This is a genomic window from Oleiphilus sp. HI0128, assembly GCF_001635365.1.
In genome coordinates this window covers 1-19370 of record NZ_LWGG01001515.1, presented here as the reverse complement: position 1 = coordinate 19370, position 19370 = coordinate 1, and the positions used below count along the sequence as shown (strand labels likewise).

Genomic DNA, 19370 nt, shown 5'->3' with positions numbered 1-19370 from the left:
TTCAAGACCCGGCAAAAGTGAATATGTATCTACATATTGCTCTATAAAGGCTATACTCTGCGCTAAATTTAAACTGTTCGGCAGCGGACAGTTCCCTTTTTGGGAATCTGAAGCTAACTAGCGTTCAGTGATTTTCCCAATTATTAGTTCTTAGTGCGGACACATGACAAAAAAGACCAGTAAAGCCACGCAAGATCCTCATAAGGATCGCGAAGCGCAGAAATACGAAAATCCTATTCCCAGTCGAGAGTTTATTCTTTCTCATCTGGATGCGCGCAACGCTCCGGCCACTCATCCTGAACTAGTTGAAGAGCTGTCATTGAAAGATGATGATTCAATTGAAGCTCTTCGTCGGCGTCTTATTGCTATGTCGCGAGACGGCCAACTAGTGCGTAACCGGGGTGATCGATATCTACCGGTTTCTCGCGTTAACTTGCTTAAAGGTGTGGTCATAGGTCACCGTGATGGTTTTGGCTTTGTAAAGCTTGATGAAGGCGGTGATGACCTTTACTTATCGGCTCGTCAGATGCAGATGGTGTTTGATGGCGATCGGGTGCTAGTACGCGCAGATAGGGAAGATCATCGTGGTAAACGTCATGCGGTTATTGTGGATGTCCTGGAACGAAATACCGAACAATTGGTTGGACGTTTATATCGTGAAGGCAACATCGTATTTGTCGAAGTTGAAAATAACCGCATTACCCAACAGGTTCTAATTGACTCTGATCATACGGCTGAAGCCAAGCATGGCCAATATGTCGTGGTTAAGATATTGCAACATCCGACTAAACGCACGCACGCGACCGGTCAGGTAATTGAAGTATTAGGAGACCACATGGCTCCTGGTATGGAAATCGAAGTAGCGATTCGTTCCTATAATATTCCTTTTGAGTGGCCGCCTGAAGTTCAACAAACTGTCGATACACTCAAATCAGAAGTTCTCGATAGTGACAAAGCCGGGCGTATTGATATCAGGCATTTGCCCCTTGTTACGATTGATGGCGAAGATGCGCGAGACTTTGACGATGCTGTGTATTGTCAACGAAATGGAAGCGGCTGGAAGCTCTATGTTGCGATCGCTGATGTTAGCCACTATGTACGCCCTGAGTCACCGTTGGATGTCGAAGCAAATAACCGCGCAACCTCGGTTTATTTTCCCGACCATGTTGTGCCGATGTTGCCTGAGGTTTTATCTAATGGTTTGTGTTCCCTTAATCCTAGAGTTGACCGCTTATGTATGGTCTGCGAAATGGATATTAACGCTGAAGGTTCAGTCCTTAAGAGTCGTTTTTACGAAGGGGTAATGCACAGCCACGCGCGTTTGACCTATAACCAGGTTGGAACCATTCTGGAAGAGCCCGACTCAAGTGATGGCATTCAACTTTGTGAAGATTTTGCTGATCGACTTCCCGAGCTGCACGAACTGTATGGTTTATACCAAGTGCTGGTCAGTCGTCGTAAAGATCGTGGTGCTATTGATTTTGAAACGGTTGAAACCAGAATTATTTTTGGTGATGAACGAAAAATTGATGCGATTGTACCAACTGAGCGTAATGATGCTCATAAAATCATAGAAGAGTGCATGCTCTGTGCAAATGTAGCGACAGCAGAGTTTTTATCGCGCCATAAGCTACCAACCTTGTATCGAATTCACGAGGGGCCGACAGCACAAAAACTAGAGAATGTGCGTTCATTTCTAGGTGAACAAGGTTTGCAGTTGATGGGCGGTGAAGATCCATCGCCTTCTGACTACCAACAAATTATGGCGGATATTCAGGATCGTCCTGACTTCAGCGTTCTACAAACCGTCTTATTACGCTCTATGAGCCAAGCAGTCTATGGGCCTGAAGAGAAAGGTCACTTTGGTTTGGCTTATGAACACTACGCTCACTTTACTTCACCTATCAGGCGTTATCCTGATCTATTAGTTCACCGTGCTATCAAGTCTGTTATTTATTCTGCTAAGAATAATGATTTTGACGACGTAGGTATTGCTGCGGATGCTCAGGCTCCTGAGTTAAGAAAAGCGTATAAATACCCATATGACCTAGCGAAAATGCTGGTTCTTGGTGAACACTGCTCGATGGCTGAGCGACGTGCTGATGAGGCGACGCGTGATGTAATGAGCTGGCTTAAGTGTGAGTACCTACAGCAACACTTGGGTGAGGAGTTTGAGGGTATTATCTCTGCCGTGACGGGCTTTGGCTTCTTTGTAGAGCTAGCTGATTTATATGCTGAAGGTCTAGTTCATGTCTCGACTTTAGACAGTGATTATTATCAATTTGATGCAGCGAAGCATCGCCTGATCGGTGAACGCTCAGGTAAGCGCTTTGGTCTGGGTGATAGGGTGCTTGTTCAGGTCTCAAACATCAATCTGGAAGAGCGCAAGGTTGACCTGGTTCTAGTGAGCTCAAGTTCCAAGTCACGTGACAAATTGCGCCCTAAGAAAGGTAAGCCCAAAAGCGGTAGCAAGCGCGACAGTCAGGACAAGCGGAAGGCAGGTGAGCGGCGTAAAGAAGCGGATAGACGTCAGGGAAGTGATAAACCTAAGGTTAAATCCCGAAATGGCGCAAGAAAGAAAACCGAGCGTCCGGTAAAAGCCAAGTCAAGAAAGCCGAAGTCTTCTTCAGAGTTGAAGACAGAAGAGCCTCAAGAGCTTAAATCTAGCCAGCCTTTAAAGCGCAAGCCAAGCAAGCTAGAAGCTTTAAAAAGCAAGCAAGTAAAAAAGCCCTTAAAGAAAATTAACAAGGTAAAATCAGACGCTAATTCAGAGCCGGTGACGCCAGCAATTAGAAAGCGCAAAGTTAAAACAAAAGGTTAAGAGTTAATGAATCAAGAAACCGTATTTGGTTTGCATGCAGTTGAGGCCCTAGTGCAAAAAGAGGCCGATTCGGTTATCTCTGTATTGGTACAGCAGGGTAGGGACGACCAGCGCTTATCAAAGCTTATTCGCTTGCTTCAGTCTAAAGGGCTCTCTTGTGACTATGTGCCTCGGAAGGAATTAGACAAGTTGGTCAGCGGTCGTCACCAAGGTGTTGTGGCAACTATTAAAGGGGAAGTTGAGAAGCATGAAGGGGATCTTGAAGATATTCTCTCAGCGCTAGATGAACCACCGTTTTTATTGATTCTGGATTCCGTGACTGACCCTCATAACCTGGGGGCATGTTTACGTTCAGCTGATGCGGCGGGTGTCCATGCCGTGATCGTGCCGAAGGATAAGTCCGCCCCCTTGAATGCCACTGCAAAGAAGGTGGCTTGTGGTGCCGCTGAGCATGTGCCTGTCATTCGAGTGACAAACTTAGCCCGTACCATGAAGTGGTTACAAAACTTTGGTGTATGGATAACGGGTGCTGCCGGAGAAGCGGAGCAAAATATCTATCAAACAGATCTTAAAGGCCCTGCTGCTATCGCAATGGGTGCTGAAGGCAGTGGTCTGCGTCGCCTGACGCGAGAGCATTGTGACCAGCTTACTAAAATTCCAATGATCGGGAGTGTTAGCAGCTTAAATGTTTCCGTTGCGACAGGGATTTGTTTGTTCGAGGCTTTGCGACAGCGGCAAGCTTAAAAAGTAGCGTTTAGGGCTTTTGATGAGTCGACTTTTCTCTCCTATCAATTTGCTTTTACTCTTGGTTGCTTTGCTATGGGGGCTGGGGTTTGCACCTCAGCGTTTGGCCTTGGAGGGTATGGCTCCCGTTGCCTTCAATTTTTGGCGCTTTGCTTTTGGCGCCATGATGCTATTACCCTTTATTTTTTCTTCGAAGAGTTCGCGTACAGCCTTACTTAATAAGAGAACGATTCTCGCCGGTGCAGGCTTAGGCCTACTGTTAACGGCTGGCGCTGCTTTTCAGCAAATCAGCTTGGCCTATACTAAAGTCGCCAATGTGGCTTTTATCACCGGCTTTTATGTCGCGCTTGTCCCGCTTATCGGTATCTTATTTAAGAAAAGTTACCCTTTACTGACCTGGATTGGTGGTTTGATTGCTCTGTGTGGCTTGTCCTTACTGAGCGGTTTTGATGGAAAGTTTAATTATTTAGGTGATGGCTTGGCACTTGCTGGAGCCGTTTTTTGGGCTCTTCACTTATGGGCTATCAGTTTCTGGGTGGGCAAGCATGACTTGCTTGTTCTCGCACTTTTTCAATTTATTGTCTGCGCTTTATTAAGTTTAGTTTTTTCCCTGAGCTTTGAGGGCGGCCCTATGGCTAGTCTCAACTCTGCTTATCTTTGGGCCTTGTGTAGTGGCATCTTCGTTGTGGGTATGGCGTATACACTTCAGGTCTTTGCTTTAAAGAAAGCAGACCCCTTTATTGCAGCGATCATATTTTCGATGGAGTCTGTTTTTGGCGCAATGGTTGGTTACTGGGTATTCGATGAAGTCTTAGGTATGTACGGCTTTGTGGGAGCTATACTGATGCTTCTCGGTTTTGTACTTGCGCAGTCTCATGAGAAACAGAACTAATAATCGTTATTGATTACTACTGAATCCTGATACAGCCTGCTTTTTCAGTACAGCACCCTGTTTTATCAACTTCGACTCCACGATCCGATAGCGGACATTCATCGAGTTTGTCTATCACGCCATCCTGGTCTGAATCGAGTTGGAGCTGTAGATTCTCAAATGGGGTTCTTACGATTTTTTCCACTTTAGGAATGTGTTTTTTGAAGCCAAAATAACGGCCTATATGAAAGCCGCTGAAGCGAGCATCTTTGGCATGATTGGTATAGTCAAAGCTGATGAACCAGGGACTATCGGTGAATCTGTAGTAAGCACCGATTCCCCAGGTAACTTGTACAGTTGACTCTTCTTCATAGCCAATACGCGAGTCTGTTGCTTCTGTATTGAGCCAGGTTCCCCCAAGTTTGAAGTGGGCATTGAAAGGCTTATATTGGGGTAAGAATCGATATGCAATCATTAGACTTGGGGCTCGGTATCTAATCGCCGCATCTAGACTTGCATTTAGGGTGGGGTTACTATTTTTTAAGCCCGCTTCCCCCAGGAAAGAATAGTCTAACTCCAGTGCCCATTTTTCACTGAGATGGCGACCAGCCAAGAAACTAAAGCCAATACTACTTTTGTCATTACTTGACCAGCCGTTACTTTCTCCAGAGGGGGCCAAGTAGCTATAACCTAGCCCGGCGGATACATACCAACAGGGTTGAAATAAGAGTTCTGATAAATCGTCAAATTTTAGCTCCTGAGCACACTGATTATTGTTGTCAGCCGAGGCATCATTTACATGCATAAGCAGAGGTAAAAAAACTATCGCCATCCAGAAAGCATGCTTGTGTTGTATTGCTCTGTAGCTCTTATAAAGCCAGGGAAGTAAAAGCAGCAACCATGCTAGATGGGGATTAATGGTGCCACCTGTTCCACTTTTGGCTGTGCTAATACCAGTGTCGTCATCTTCGGCAAGGTCGATAATCCCGTTGTTATCAAAGTCACCGTTTTCCAGGCCGTCAGGGTAGCCGTCATTGTCGCTATCGCGGTCCCGGTAGTTTTCAGTTCCATCTTCATCGCTATCGATAAGCGTAGAGAAAACATGACTGCTTAAGCCTGACGATGATGATAGCAGGTCAACCATACCGTCATTGTCGCTGTCAATCTCACTAAGGTCCGTACCCGGAAGATTCGCTTCTTGAAGGTCCGTTACTTCATCATTGTCCGAGTCAAGGTCCTGAAAATCGGGTACACCATCGTTGTCAGTGTCTGACACGGCAAAAGCTGACGTGATCGCATCGTCTAGGCCATCTGCATTTGCATCAACGACTGTATCGATTACACCGTTGCTGTCCAGATCAATTAGTCCTGAATTCGACTCTCTTATATCAGTTAAACCATCATTGTCACTATCCAAATCAATTTTATCAGGTTGTCCGTCAGCATCGGTATCGACAGTGAAGTCCCCTTCAATAATGTCAGGAATACCATCATTATCATCGTCTAGATCGTCAGAGTTAGTGATACTGTCACCATCAATGTCTATGGATGAGCCAAAGTTGGTCGGGTCTTCATCGACACTGTCGAGAATGCCATCGCCATCGGTATCGCTCATTGGGTCGATTTGCCCATCCTGGTCGGCATCGAGGATTGGCACGATCAGGTTATCAATGTCGAAAGGCCCATTACCATCATTTGTGCTATCACCACTTTCAAGCTCAAGGTGGTTGGGCAAACCGTCGCCATCAGTATCGGTAGGTGAGCTTGTTTGCGAATCGGGAGTGTCATGAATACCGTCAATAGGGCTGTTATCGGTACCACCTGATTCCACCACGTCTGTAAAACCGTCATTGTCACTATCGAGATCGATATAATCCGGAAAGCCGTCATCGTCAGTGTCTGGTGGGTTAATGATATCGTCGATACCATCCAGGTTGGTATCGATGCCCCCGGTGCTGTCAACATCGTAGGCGTCATTGATACCGTCACCATCACTGTCTAAGCTGGCAGTTAACTCAGCTTCAAGTTCATCATTCATACCATCGTTGTCACTGTCCAGGTCAAAGATGTTGTAGCTATTATCGCCATCGCTATCCAAAAGACTTATCGCGTCATCAATACCATCCAGGTTGAGGTCTTCTCCTCCAGTCAGGTCGACGTCAAAGCCGTTATCGATACCATCGTCATCCGAGTCGAGGTGCAATGCGACGCCATTTTCAATGGCATCGGGGAGGCCATCTCCATCACTGTCCAAATCAAGGTGGTTGAGGATAGAGTCATTATCAAAATCTTCAGCTACAAACTTATGTTCGAGATAATCAGGAATATGGTCATTGTCTGAGTCTCGATCTCGATAGTCAGGTGTGCCGTCGTTGTCACTATCTTGAGGAAGGTTTGGGTCGCTTCCCAGCTCTCCAGCATCGTTAATGCCATCATTATCCGAGTCAGTATCCAAGGCATCGAGAATGCCATCTCCATCCGAGTCAAATGGTGAACTGAGATCGGCCCCTAGCTCTTCAAGATCACTAATGCCGTCACCATCACTATCGTAGTAATCAGGGTCGAGACCCAGGCTTATCTCGTCACCGTTTGAAATACCATCGCTATCGTTATCACAAATTTCAACAGTATTATCTGGGGCACAAGCGGTTTTACTAACACTATCTTGGTCAGTTGCCTGGTTTCCAGCTCGATCAGCGATACTTGCATTAATAGTGATGTCGCCGTCTTGAAGGCTGCTTAGGTTAATTTCAGTGCTGAAGCTACCTTCGTTTGAGGTAGCGGGAGAGCAGCTCATATCGCTTTCGCTGACAGAGTTTGAACGTCCATCAGTAACGGTGATAGTAATAGTGTCGATTGTTTCTGTGCAGCGACCTGAGACCGGAAACGTTAGGATATTGCTGCTATCAGCTGAGCGCAAAATATTTAATGAAATTGTGGGTACTACAGTATCAATAAGAAGTTCGCTAATCGAGGTATCAGAGCTTATCTGTGAGGCGATATCGGTGATTTGCGCTGTGACATCATAAGTCCCATCGGCTAGCTCATTTCCGGTTGGAATAGTAAGACTCCAATTTGAACCGTCTGAGCTTAGGTTGCCATCGCCGAGTGTGTAGTTGATATGATTGACGCCGACTGAAAAGCTTGCTCCGGTCATCTGAGGAAATGTTCCCGTTAAAGTAGGTAAAGGCGACGGGCTTGCCAGATCATCGATAGTGGGGGGCGACATGAACGATACTAAGGCAACATCAGCAATTTCCGAGAAGTTGATCGTCGCGGATACTGTCGCGGTACCGACCGTGGTGTCACTTTGTAGCGAGGCTTGATATCGACCATCGCCTAAATCTGTCACATCACCAACACTGCCTAAGGTACTGGAAATGGTGACAATATCTCCTCCGTTTGTTAGAGCATTGCCATGCTCATCAATTGCTTCGACAGTGATTTGGCTAAGGGTTTGGCCGTCTGCAACAATTTGGCTCAGACTGCTGTTAACTTGACTGTTAGAGTAGTCGGCATTACCGGGAATCATAGATATGCTTGCGGTATCGGAGAGCTGTACACCGTTTAACTCTGCTGTGATTACTGCGACGCCCCTTGTTTCATCTGCGGTAAAGATGACTTGATAAGTGCCGTCACCTAAATCGTTCACGGAGCTATGGCTGCCGGCAGTTGAGTTAATAATGACGGTGTCACCACCGGAAGTAAGATAGTTCCCAGTCAGGTCAATGGCTTGAAGTGTGAGGGTGGCGGTGTCGCTGCCGTTAGCCGTCAGAACAGGTGATGATGAGTTTAGTGTGCTGTTCAGGTAGCTTGCCGGGCCCGGTACAAATTGAACGGTTGCGGTATCGACAAGGCTTTGGCCATTCATAGTCCCAGTAATCACTGCCGTGCCTGTTGTGGCTGGAGCCAGTAGAGTCGCGTTATAGCGGCCATCTCCCATATCGCTTACCGCGCCTAAACTACCAAAATTGGTATTTAAAGTAACCGTGGCGCCACCCACTTCGACACTATTGCCAAAGACGTCGCTTCCTTGAACTGTGATAGTTGTAGTATTGGAGCCATTAGCGATGACGGCAGCATCGAGACTGGTAATAACGCCGCTAGAGGCGAGTAGCGCTCCTGCCTGAAGGTTGATCATTTCAGTGTCAATAACATCTTCACCATCAAAGGTGGCGCTAATGATCGCGACACCGGTATTGGTGGGGGAGGTGTAGGTTGCGCTATAAAAACCGTCATTCAAGTCGGTGACATCACCGATACTGCCCATACTGGCCGCGAAACTAACGGTACTGCCGCCTGAGTTTAATCCGTTACCAAGCACGTTAATAGCCTGGAGCAAAATAGTTGAAGTAGTGCTTCCATCAGCCGTTAGCGTGTTTGGCGTAGCGGTGATTAAAGTATCGCTCATGGAGGCGGGTAGTGGGGTGAACTCAACACTGGTTGTATCCACAATTGTACTTCCCTCAAGACTTGCACTGATGGTGGCTGTCCCGACAGTCGTACTGCTCGTTAAAACTGCAGTGTAGCTTCCATTGCCAAGATCGGTGACCGGCCCGACGCTGCCAATATCGGCTGTAATGTCGACACTGTTTCCACCGCGTGCCAAATCATTATTGTTTATATCTGAAAGCTGAACGGTAATGACGCTCGTGTCCAGGCCACTTGCTGGCAGGCTAGCAGTATCGGCATTGATGCGAGAGGTCGCTATGGAAGGCGTATCTGCAATCAAGGAGACAGCCGCTGTATCGCTAACGGTTGCACCATCAAGTGTTGCGCTGATAGTTGCTGTGCCAATACTAATAGGTGCGGTAAGCGTTGCGCTGTAGCTACCATCTCCATTGTCGGTGCTTGTGCTTATGGACCCCGCTGTCGTGAAAAATAACACTGTTTGGCCGCTTACTGCCGTTGGTCTGTTGCTTAGGTCGTAGCCATCCAGAGTGATTGTAGTGGTGGCACTACCATTGGCGACGATGCTTGCATTATTTGCAGAGATAAGTGAAAAATTTGCGTTGGCAGGAAGTTGATCAGGCCCGGAGTCTTGTATGTGTGAATACGTTGTGGAGGCATAATCTTGCTGAAGGTCAAAGCCGCTTTCCTGGAAAAACAGGTGAGCTTCAATTAGAAAGTTGCCACTCGGTTCATCTAACTGATATGAAACACTATTTGTTCTAGTCTGAGTTTGCCCTACAAGCCCTGGAAAGTCTTCGGTGGCTTGGCTGTGCATGTTGCCGCTCTGGTCGATAAGGTTTACTTCTAGCCGGTAGCCACCCTCTCTGGTTGTGAGTACTTCGGTATCTAGGTTTAAAGTAACTGTGCCACTATCTATATCAATAGAGGACAGGCTAATATTGATGAATTCAGAGCTATCATCATCCCCTTCATCGATAAGTAATTGTCCCCAATTGACTCGAGTGGCCCAAGGGTTTGCTATGGTGACTTCGACGATATTGTTCCCGGAAACTATTTGCCCGATTGGCACGTTAAAAATATTGGTGCTGTCCTCATCTGCGACGCCGGACAGGTCCCCTAGGCCGTTGCCGTTTATAGAAATCGACACCTCTTGGCCTAATTCTTCATCGATGTCGTGAGCGTTAATAAGAAGCTGGGCAGAGGTGCTTGGAAGGCTGCCTGTCAGGTTTATGTTGAACTCTATCGGGTAGTTCAACGACGTGTCAGAAAGAATACGACCTATGTCATCATCAGAGCTTCCTGATCTTGCGTTATCTTCGTTGTCTGTATCTGTGTAGTAGGTGTCACCAGCGCTTAGAGACGGAGACAGCATTGCTAAACACAAAGCAAGAAGGCAGTACAAGCAGGTAAGGTTCTTGTTAATAGCGGATATTTGCATAGGGCCGTATATATTTACTTTATGTATATTTTATCAATAGGTGACAGCAAGGCTCTGGTTTAGAGCTTGTCGAATATTGACCTTATAGCGCTATGTCTATGCAGACTGTTTACCGATGATAGCTTATTTTGTCGTGATTTGACTAAGGTCTGACTATTACCGGCAAACTTGTGTACATTATTAGCGTTAATAACTTCTCACAAAGATATGATGCAAGTTTCGGGCCTCTCTTAAAACTCATCAGCTTTAGGTAGGCTCATTATGTTATAGGGCTACTTTTTTGATAAGTAAACGCCGCACTCAATGTGGTGGGTATAGGGGAACTGGTCAAACATCGCCAAGCGTTTGATCTCATGTGTTTTGCTCAACTGTTCCAGGTTTAGCTCCAAAGTATCAGGATTACAGGAAATGTAGACGATATTGGGGTATTGGCTGATCATTTCGCAGCTCTCGTCATCCAAGCCGGAGCGAGGAGGGTCAACGAGTACGGTTTGAAAGTCAGTTTCTTCTAGGTTGAGGTCTTTCAAACGACGGCGTTTTTGGATGCCGTTCATGTGCCCGGTAAACTCTTCGGCACTAACGCGAGCAAAGTCAACGTTATCGATTCTGTTCATTTCTTTATTGTCATTGGCAGCTTTGACTGAGGTTTTGCTAATCTCTGTAGCAAATACACGACGGAATTTATCGGCCATAGCAATAGAGAAATTCCCGTTGCCGCAATAGAGTTCAAGTAAATCTCCCTTATTGCCGTCGACACAGCTTCGGGCCCAGCTGAGCATCTTTTCGTTCATCTTGCCGTTTGGTTGAGTAAAACCACCTTCAATTTGTTTATAGCGAAGTGCTTTTCCGTCGACGTTTAGTATTTCAATAACATAGTCTTGATCGAGTAGAAGTTTGAGCTTTCTGGCTCTGCCGATGATGTGAATACCAAGCTTTTCTTTCAAACGCTTGGCTTCTTTTATCCAGATTTCATCTAACTGTTTGTGATAAATCAGAGTGACCAGCATTTCACCTGAAAGTGTACTCAAGTATTCAAGCTGAAACAGGCGATGCTTGAGTTGAGGTGACTGGTTGATCTCTTCCATCATGACAGGCATTAGCTCAGTGATAGCTTTGCTAGCAATGGGGAAGTGAGTTATTTCAATTGGCGCGTTCTTGGTCCCTTTTTCAAACATGGCATGGAAGCATCGTTCGCCTTCGTGCCAAATCTTGAATTCGGCCCTTAAGCGGAAATTTTCAACTTCACTGGCAAAGACTTCCAATTCTGGTGCAGAGAAACGCAGGAACTGCTCACGTACTTGAGCGGCTTTGTTGTCCAACAGGGAGTCGTATTGGTCGATTTGAAAGTCTTGCATGGAGCGTAATACCTGTCAGTGTTCCGAACAGCCCTATGCGTAAATAGGGCGAAATGAAAAAGGGCAGGTATTATACGTTGAACTGGCCGCTTTGCGAAATCTAATCAGTTTCTATCCGCGTATTACCAGTCGTATGTAATGATCGACGAGCAGAAATGCAAATAAGGCCGTTAGGTAGAATATTGAGTAAGCAAAGGTTTTCATTGCGTGTTGGTCAGCACTGCAGCGATATAGCTTATAAGCGTGATAAATAAAGCCCAACCCTAAGGCTACCGCCCCGGCTAGATAGATTAAGCCGGTCATTTGTATGGCAAAGGGTATCAGCGTAACGGCAAGAAGCATACAAGTATAAAGTAATACCTGTACCTTGGTGAAAGGAATGCCATGAGTCACCGGAAGCATAGGGACATCAACTTTTGCATAATCATCGCGACGGCGAATGGCCAGTGCCCAGAAATGTGGTGGCGTCCAAATAAAGATAATGAGAAATAATAACAAGGCCTCGGTGTTAACTTCACCCGTCATCGCGACCCAGCCAAGAATCGGCGGTGCAGCACCGGCAGCACCACCCCAAACGATATTGTGCGGGGTAGAGCGTTTAAGAAACATAGTATAGATGACCGCATAGCCAATAACGCAGATGAAGGTTAGTAGCGCGGTAAGCTGGTTCGTTGTCGCAAGTAAAATCGCCATAGAGAGTACGCACAAACTTAGCGCAAAACTCAGAGCTGCCTTGGATGACAGGCCTCCAGTCGGAATGGGGCGTCCCTTGGTTCGCTCCATCGTGGCATCAATTTTTTGATCCACCCAGTGATTGATTGCAGCGCCAGAAGCTGCAGCCATACCTATGCCGAGTGAGGCAAAGAATAAGGTGTCGAGGGGCACCATGCCAGGGGAGGATAAAAGCATCCCAACGATGGCGGTAAAAACAATAAGTAAAACCACATTGGGTTTACAAAGCTCGAGGTACTGGCGCCATGATATGGCGCTTGCGGGTGCAAGTGCGGTAGTGTTTGCCATTGTGAACTCTCTTTGTTGTTTTTATATTCTTCACACAAGACAACGGCTGTATAAAACATGCCTTGTTGTTTTTCTTCTAGCATTGCCTGAGCTTTTATGAACCGTTGTTTAAGAAAACTGAGCGTAGATGCTAGGTATTTTTTTGTTTATCAGTGCTTAGCTTCCGATTAATTGCGACGATAGTCAACAATAATAATGCAGCACCGCCATTATGTGCGACAGCTATCGCAGTTGGAAGAACCAGTATGATATTCAATATGCCCAAGCTTATCTGTGCGCACAAGAGAACTAACAGTAAAATGGCTAAGTTTCTTGTGCCTTGCTGGCCTGGGCCTTTTGAAAATCGTAACAGGAAAAGGGCAAAAGTGCCGACAACTAGGAGTGTCACTACTGCTCCTATTCGGTGTGTCAGATGAACCGCCGTACCCGCTTCAAGCGAAAGCGTACCACCTTCGTAATCAACACCGAGTTCTCGCCAAATTGTAAAGCCTTCAGAGAAATCGGTATTTGGCCACCATTTACCTTGGCAGGTTGGTAAATCCCAGCAATGAAGCGCGACATAGTTAGTGCTGGTCCAGCCCCCGAGTGCTATCTGACAATAGACTACGACGAGTGCCAATATGGCCCAGTTCTTAAGGCCTCGGGAAACGATAGCAGGTTTTTGTTGTCGATCACTTAGCATCGCCCAGCAAAGCAGGGCTAAAGTTAACATTCCCCCAAGCAAGTGAAGCGTAACAATTGCGGGTTTTAGTAGCATGGTGACGGTCCACATCCCTAGTGCGCCTTGAAAGCAGACGACTACGAGTAGAATTAGGGGAAGCGTGAGTTGCTGACCTTGTTCTTTTCTGCGCTTAATCGCAATAGCTGCCATTGCCAGGATTAATAAGCCCAAAGTGCTGGCAAAGTAACGATGAATCATTTCCTTCCAGGCTTTGTCGGCTTCAAATGGGCGTTCCGGGTAGGCTTCGTTGGCAGCTTGAATGTCATTGCTATCACTTGGGGCAATGAGCGTGCCATAACATCCCGGCCAGTCTGGACAGCCCAATCCGGCATCAGACAGACGAACGTATGCGCCCAGCACTATCACAAATAAAGCCAGCGCACAGGCGGCCAGGCTGATTCTGAAAAAGAGTTTGTTCATGTCGTCTCTATTATTTTTATTGAGGGGTATTGATCATGAATAAAGATGTTTTTATTACAGCTTGGGTTTATTAACCTTTAAAAGCCTTTCTAAGTCTTCCATTAAATGCTTTGGCTCCACGCCCTCAGGGTAATACATCATTAGATTGTTATAGGGGTCGACCATGAAAATACTATTTTCGACCTGAGCATGTGTTTGAGAAAATGTGTTGATCAGCACTTTGGCATCAAGGCTGTCCGAGCTCACTGTTGCTAACTGAGGAAAGGCTTGTGTAAGGTCTACTTTAAAGGGTGCTAATGCTTCGGGAGTTTTTAGTAATAGAATGGGTTTGACGACCTTGCGGTTTATTCCTGTTGATTTCCTGGCTTGTCGAATGACTAAAAGCGTATCCTGACAAGATTGTTCACAGGATGAACTCACCGTAAATAGACGCCAGCTTCCGGCTAAACTTTTATCCGAAAGTATTTCGCCAGCGCTTGTCTTGAGTGAGTACTCGCCAATTGGTAAAACGGGGGAGACTAATTGTCCATGATTTCCTAAGTCACCCACAGAAAAGCTACCTTCGCTATTCATAAAATACCAGGATGCGATATAAGGGAAGCCAAACAGCACCAGCATAATAACTAGAGGATTAACCAGGCGCTTAAAAAGGGTGGGGTTTTGTGGCTTATCAAAAGAAGGCTTATTTACTGGCACCGAAGGGTTGCTCATTTAATCACCATTAGTTGTTACTATTATTTTTATTAGGTTTGGCTTTGCTTTTAAAATTAATACCAAGAAGGGCTATTAAAACAAAGAATGCGAAAACAAACCACTGAATTGCATAGCCAATGTGCATCCCGGACTTTGCTTGGAATTTAGGCCAGTCTCTCACGAAATCTGAATCGGGTTCGGGCGCAAGTCGCAAAATTAAAGGAAGAGCTTTATAGCTGCTTTGCTGCTGAAAAACTTCCATATCCATGTAATACCACAGCGGTGGCGTAGCAGAAATAGGGTGATCGATACTCCCAAGGATGACTGGCTTAGAGCGTGGTAGAGCGAGGATGCCGCGTAAACTTAATTGCTCAGTTGGCGTCTTGAACTCAGGCAGTCCGTTTTGCTGTTTGGCCAGCCATCCGCGGTTCACCAAAATAACTTCATCTCGATTGCTTAGTAAAAAAGGGCTCATTAGGTAGTAGCCTGGTTTGCCCTTGTGAACAATATTGTCTAATAAGAATTGCTCATTAACTAGGTAGTGGCCCGTCGCAAGGGCTTTGGAGGCCGATTTAAGATGGTTGCTTTGTAGGTTTAAGTTTCTGGGAGGCAGCATGCTCAATTCTTCAAGCTCGGATTGGGTTTGCTGTTTCTCATCAGCTCGTTGCAATTGCCAAAGGCCCAAAGCACAAAAAACAAGCATCATTAGGGTGCAAAACAAAGAGAGGAAAAACTTAGGCTGAAAAGAATAGGGCATATTTAATGGTCAGTCGCAGTTCATTGAGTATTATTTTTCTGTTACGCTGAAGCTAGAACAAAGCCTATCAGAATAAGACTTAAAAAAAGGTGACCCATGAGCTTTTATAAAATTCTAATACTAATTAACTTGTTGGCGGTTCTTGTCAGTCTTGGTGCGGGCGCTTTCTTTTTAGGTAAAGATGATAATCAGCATACACGAGTGCTCACTGCGCTGACTGTACGCATATCTTTATCTATATCATTGTTAGTGCTATTAATTGCTGGCTATTATCTGGGGCTGATCGCACCGAACCAGTTTTGAGGGGCTACTTTCTAACAGGCGCAAGTGAACGTAACCGTTCACTTGTATACAAGTTGGCTTGATCTATGAATCTGAACTTTTTGCTGAAAGGTGATCTAACTTTTCATGCAGAGAGCTTAGTGACTCTTCAACACTCTTTAGTTCAGATTCTTTTTCGCTTTCATCAAGAGAGTTTTCCAAGCGATGGTTGATTTCCGAAGTTAAGGTTCGACCATTCTGTTTCGCTTGTTCTTCAAGCTTTCTTCTAAGCTCTTTTTCCATTCTTAATGAAAAAGCTTTTAATCTGTGTCCGTATTCGTCGCTCATAATTACCACAATAATGAAATATTTATTTAATGGCTACTATTATGATGTTACGGCTGTTTCACTCAACGGATTCCGTTGGCTTTCCGAGGTCTGTTCAAACTAAAGCGAATAAGGATAGAATAAAAGATTGGAAAATAATTGAAAGGATAATTAATGCCGAATCCATATGTTGTTGTCGATGATTGCCCTGACGAGAGTTTCTTGGTCACTAGGATTATCGAACAGCACGAGCAGGAAGTTGATTTATGCATGCTGCAGAATGGTGCGCAGGCGATTGACGTACTGGGTGACCCTGGAAGTCGCACGCCAGATTTGGTTATTTTAGATAACAAGCTACCGTTCTTTACAGGTATTGATGTGATCAAGTCACTGATGAACCAGGCGCGTTTTCACTCTGTGCCGATTGTTTTGATTTCTGCAGGGTTTTCAAAAAATGAAATCAAAGAGGCCTACCGCATTGGTGCAAGGAGTTGCGTGCGGCAGGATCTGGATGTTACCAATTGGAACCGTCAATTAAGAAGTGTTCTGGCTTATTGGCTAACTATTAACGAAGTCCAGTAAGAGCGCCTAATGTAGGGCTTATTCTTAGCCCTACTTTATCAAAGGTTGCCCCTCATAGAAGTCAGTTAAACTCTCAAAATAGGCTGTCATTTTCTTAAGTACTTCATCATCCCAGCGCATTAAAAAGTTCACCATTAGGTAGAAATCGGGGTTTTGGCTGTATCTAGAGTAAACGTTTACGTAATTATCTTGATGCTTACGCTCTTTTTGGCCATCAAAAAGCCCCGTGCATAGGTATATCAGGTCGGTATCTAGAATTTCACACAGAGCAATCAGCTTATTAATGTCTGTTGGAACAGAATTTGTTTTAGTCGGGTTCTCCCAATCGATATAGACCCGTCGTGAAACGCCAATCGCCTCAGCAAGTTCTTGCTGCTTTAATGGTGTGCCTCTTTTTAGACCGTAGGCATTCCTTAGTTCTTTTAATCTTCGGGCAAAATGAGCTTTTATGAGTGGGAATTTAGTTTCGTGAAGCATTTTAGGGTACCGAGATTAACAATTCGTAACATTTTTGTTTACAGTGTAATGTGAACTCTGGTTCACTTTTGTTGACTGATGAAAAAATTAAAGTGCTATATATTGCACAATGATCTAATTTTGTTTTTGACGCAAGCTTTGTTTTGAGGCGCGATAAATTTGGTGGAAGAGGCTTGAACTAATGTGGGGCAGTTCTTCGGAAAGCAGGGTGCTGTATAGGCGTATATGCTGATTGATATATAAGCCCAATTAAGTTCAGTGGGCTTATATATCAATTTAGGAGTCAGCTTGATTTAACGTTTTTTAAGGCGTGATAGAAGGCGGCGAGAATTTCTTTTGTTCGGTGTATTGTTTGAATCAAGGCCTGCTTGGTTTTTACTTATGTGTGCTTTTTTTTGCTTTTCGATAGCGCTCATGGACTCAGGTTCATTTGTTTTTTGAGGAGGTTTGGAAACCGGCTTCCTTGCTTTTACTGCTTTGCTTGAATTAGCTTTTCTGATTATCTTTTGTTTTCTTATCTCGGCTTCGATCAGTGCGATATCTTTTAGAAGAGCTTTTTCATGATCAGGTGTCTTTCGTTTAGTGACTCTTTTTTTTACTTTGGGTTCTTTATCGGTTAGTAATTTACTTACCCACTTCTCATCAAACTCAGGGGGAAATTGCTCCTCAAGATGGGCTGCAATCTTTTTGTTGAGTGTTGACATATCCGTTCTCCTGTCATTGTTCAGCCTCGACTCGCTCGTAAGGTACCGGAAATGTATATGGCGTCCTATAGGCGAGCGAATGCAGTGGGAGGCTGATAGTCCCTAGAAAATTACGTATGATGCTGAAGGATTGTATCGCGGAGTATATGGTGGCCAAGGTTTCTAGCAAGGTCGCATAGAGGGTTGGCTTTCACGTCCGTGTTGTAGTTTTAGTAGTATCGATGGCTTCCAAGCGCGAGGGATAATAGGCGCATCTTAACAGGGGGTCAATAGTGCAATCGTGATTCTTTCATAGTGTTAAGTTTATAGAAAAAAGCTGAGCGATAAATTAATTACTCTTTCGTGATACTTTCGTGAGGAATGTAGCTGAGCCTCTGCGTAACAATGTTTCCACCAAAACAACATAAATGTTTTCCGGAGGAAACTGACATGAAAAAAACTCACTCAAGTATCAAAAAAATTGCGCTGGGGCTTTTACTTCCAGCTTTTAGTGCTCCTTTTGTGCAAGCCGCAGAAGTGGATGTCACTATCGAAAACCTGACCAGAGGAATATTCTTTACGCCCTTGGCTGTTACAGCTCACCCTGAAGGTTCGTCGTTATTTGAACTTGGAAGCGTGGCATCAGATGATTTGCAGGCAATGGCAGAAGGTGGTGATTTAAGCGGAATTGAAGCCAGTTTAGATGCGCTAGGCGCTGTGCAATCCAATAACCCTGCCTCGGGACTTCTTGAACCCGGATCAATGACTTCTACAAGCTTGAATACCGATGGCACAAGCAATGTTCTGCTTAGTGTTGTAGGTATGATCTTGCCTAGTAATGATGGCTTTATTGCTCTGAATGGAATCGAGATACCCAGTGAATCCGGAACCTATACATACTATGCCAAAGCCTATGATGCAGGTACAGAAGCCAATGACGAAGTGGTGGGTAGTGGTGCGGTAGGCGAGGCCGGTTTTCCTGCTCCTGGGCCGGTTGCAGCGACCCTAGGTGAAAATGGTACTGGTATTGTTGCCACTGCTGAAGGTTATGTTCATATCCATCGTGGTGCTTTGGGGGATCTGGATGCTGATGGAGGTGTTTCAGATTTAGATAGTACTACTCACAGATGGTTGAACCCAATTGCCAAGATTACTGTAACGGTAAGCGAATACAGGGCAGAGCTATGAACGGTTATTTTTCTATCAATAAGAAGTTGATGAGTGGAGCCCTGCTGGCCTCATCGCTAATTCTATCCGCGTGTTCTGATAACGACTCTAAGCAGGATGACATGCTTGAGTTTGAAGTTACAGTGAGCAACTTGACGGCTGGTCAGCCTTTATCGCCTGCTGCAGTTTTATTGCACGATTCCCAATGGAAGAGTTTTCAGACGGGTCATAGGGCGAGTGATGAACTCGAGTTACTAGCTGAAGGGGGAGACAACAGCCAGTTCTTATCCTCATCGCTTGACGATTCTTACGTTTATCTTGCTGAGTCTGGTGCTGGAATTATAGCGCCAGGAGAGTATGAGTCGTTTCAGGTTCAAACTTCTGAAAAATACTTGGGAACTTTATCACTGAGTGTTGTGTCTATGTTGGTTAACTCGAATGATGCTATTGCAGCTTTAAACGGTAAAGCAATTAGCACACTAGAGATTGACGAGAGTATGAGTTTTGAATTGCTGACCTATGATACGGGCACTGAAGCGAACACCGAGACAGCAGACACAATTCCCGGGCCTGCAGCACAAGGTGGCGATCGTGAAGGGTTCAATGTTGCGCGTGATGAT

General features: G+C 45.3%; 16 protein-coding genes. 7 read left to right on the top strand and 9 right to left on the bottom strand.

Annotated elements, in window-relative coordinates; translation table 11 throughout:
• Positions 1-163: 163 nt before the first annotated feature.
• Genes rnr through A3763_RS24995 form a run of 3 tightly spaced genes read left to right on the top strand, consistent with a single transcriptional unit; the run spans position 164 to position 4457 of the window.
• Positions 164-2821, top strand: coding sequence for a ribonuclease R (gene rnr / locus A3763_RS25005; protein WP_068553715.1), 2658 nt, complete (start codon positions 164-166; stop codon positions 2819-2821).
• Between the two features lie 6 nt (positions 2822-2827).
• The gene (gene rlmB / locus A3763_RS25000; RefSeq protein ID WP_068511320.1) at positions 2828-3565 is read left to right on the top strand and encodes a 23S rRNA (guanosine(2251)-2'-O)-methyltransferase RlmB; all 738 of its coding nucleotides are present in this window, start codon (positions 2828-2830) and stop codon (positions 3563-3565) included.
• A gap of 22 nt (positions 3566-3587) precedes the next feature.
• On the top strand, positions 3588-4457 hold the full coding sequence (locus tag A3763_RS24995; RefSeq protein WP_068511319.1) for a DMT family transporter: 870 nt from the start codon (positions 3588-3590) through the stop codon (positions 4455-4457).
• A 16-nt stretch (positions 4458-4473) separates the two neighbouring features.
• On the opposite strand, the gene A3763_RS24990 is transcribed toward A3763_RS24995, so the two are convergent.
• From A3763_RS24990 to A3763_RS24965, 6 genes are all read right to left on the bottom strand, one after another.
• The gene (locus A3763_RS24990; protein ID WP_197483114.1) at positions 4474-10221 is read right to left on the bottom strand and encodes an invasin domain 3-containing protein; all 5748 of its coding nucleotides are present in this window, start codon (positions 10219-10221) and stop codon (positions 4474-4476) included.
• 338 nt (positions 10222-10559) lie between these two features.
• On the bottom strand, positions 10560-11642 hold the full coding sequence (trmA, locus tag A3763_RS24985; protein ID WP_068553876.1) for a tRNA (uridine(54)-C5)-methyltransferase TrmA: 1083 nt from the start codon (positions 11640-11642) through the stop codon (positions 10560-10562).
• Positions 11643-11753: 111 nt separating this feature from the next.
• Positions 11754-12662, bottom strand: a complete 909-nt coding sequence (cyoE, locus tag A3763_RS24980; RefSeq protein WP_068511312.1) for a heme o synthase — start codon at positions 12660-12662, stop codon at positions 11754-11756.
• 130 nt (positions 12663-12792) lie between these two features.
• Positions 12793-13803: a heme A synthase gene (locus A3763_RS24975; protein WP_068511310.1), complete on the bottom strand. Its 1011-nt coding sequence runs from the start codon at positions 13801-13803 to the stop codon at positions 12793-12795.
• 54 nt (positions 13804-13857) lie between these two features.
• Positions 13858-14514: a hypothetical protein gene (locus A3763_RS24970; RefSeq protein ID WP_068511308.1), complete on the bottom strand. Its 657-nt coding sequence runs from the start codon at positions 14512-14514 to the stop codon at positions 13858-13860.
• 10 nt (positions 14515-14524) lie between these two features.
• A complete protein-coding gene (locus tag A3763_RS24965; RefSeq protein ID WP_068511305.1) occupies positions 14525-15199 on the bottom strand; it encodes an SURF1 family protein in 675 nt (224 codons plus the stop codon).
• Between the two features lie 150 nt (positions 15200-15349).
• On the opposite strand from A3763_RS24965, the gene A3763_RS24960 reads away from it, so the two are divergent.
• On the top strand, positions 15350-15556 hold the full coding sequence (locus A3763_RS24960; protein ID WP_068511303.1) for a twin transmembrane helix small protein: 207 nt from the start codon (positions 15350-15352) through the stop codon (positions 15554-15556).
• A 63-nt stretch (positions 15557-15619) separates the two neighbouring features.
• Here the strand turns inward: A3763_RS24960 and A3763_RS24955 are convergent, their stop codons facing one another.
• Positions 15620-15862 (bottom strand): Arc family DNA-binding protein, encoded by a 243-nt coding sequence (locus A3763_RS24955; protein ID WP_082865296.1) that lies wholly within the window; start codon positions 15860-15862, stop codon positions 15620-15622.
• A gap of 153 nt (positions 15863-16015) precedes the next feature.
• Between A3763_RS24955 and A3763_RS24950 the strand changes: the two genes are divergently transcribed.
• Positions 16016-16423 (top strand): response regulator, encoded by a 408-nt coding sequence (locus tag A3763_RS24950; RefSeq protein ID WP_068511299.1) that lies wholly within the window; start codon positions 16016-16018, stop codon positions 16421-16423.
• Between the two features lie 30 nt (positions 16424-16453).
• Here A3763_RS24950 and A3763_RS24945 read toward each other — a convergent pair whose 3' ends face one another.
• Both A3763_RS24945 and A3763_RS24940 read right to left on the bottom strand, forming a co-directional pair.
• On the bottom strand, positions 16454-16900 hold the full coding sequence (locus tag A3763_RS24945; RefSeq protein WP_068511297.1) for a helix-turn-helix domain-containing protein: 447 nt from the start codon (positions 16898-16900) through the stop codon (positions 16454-16456).
• A gap of 293 nt (positions 16901-17193) precedes the next feature.
• Positions 17194-17604 (bottom strand): hypothetical protein, encoded by a 411-nt coding sequence (locus tag A3763_RS24940; protein WP_068508864.1) that lies wholly within the window; start codon positions 17602-17604, stop codon positions 17194-17196.
• Positions 17605-18033: 429 nt separating this feature from the next.
• On the opposite strand from A3763_RS24940, the gene A3763_RS24935 reads away from it, so the two are divergent.
• Both A3763_RS24935 and A3763_RS24930 read left to right on the top strand, forming a co-directional pair.
• On the top strand, positions 18034-18771 hold the full coding sequence (locus tag A3763_RS24935; RefSeq protein WP_156490524.1) for a spondin domain-containing protein: 738 nt from the start codon (positions 18034-18036) through the stop codon (positions 18769-18771).
• A partial coding sequence (locus tag A3763_RS24930) for a spondin domain-containing protein (RefSeq protein WP_068760693.1) occupies positions 18768-19370 on the top strand: 603 nt, incomplete at its 3' end. The genes A3763_RS24935 and A3763_RS24930, both read left to right, overlap by 4 nt.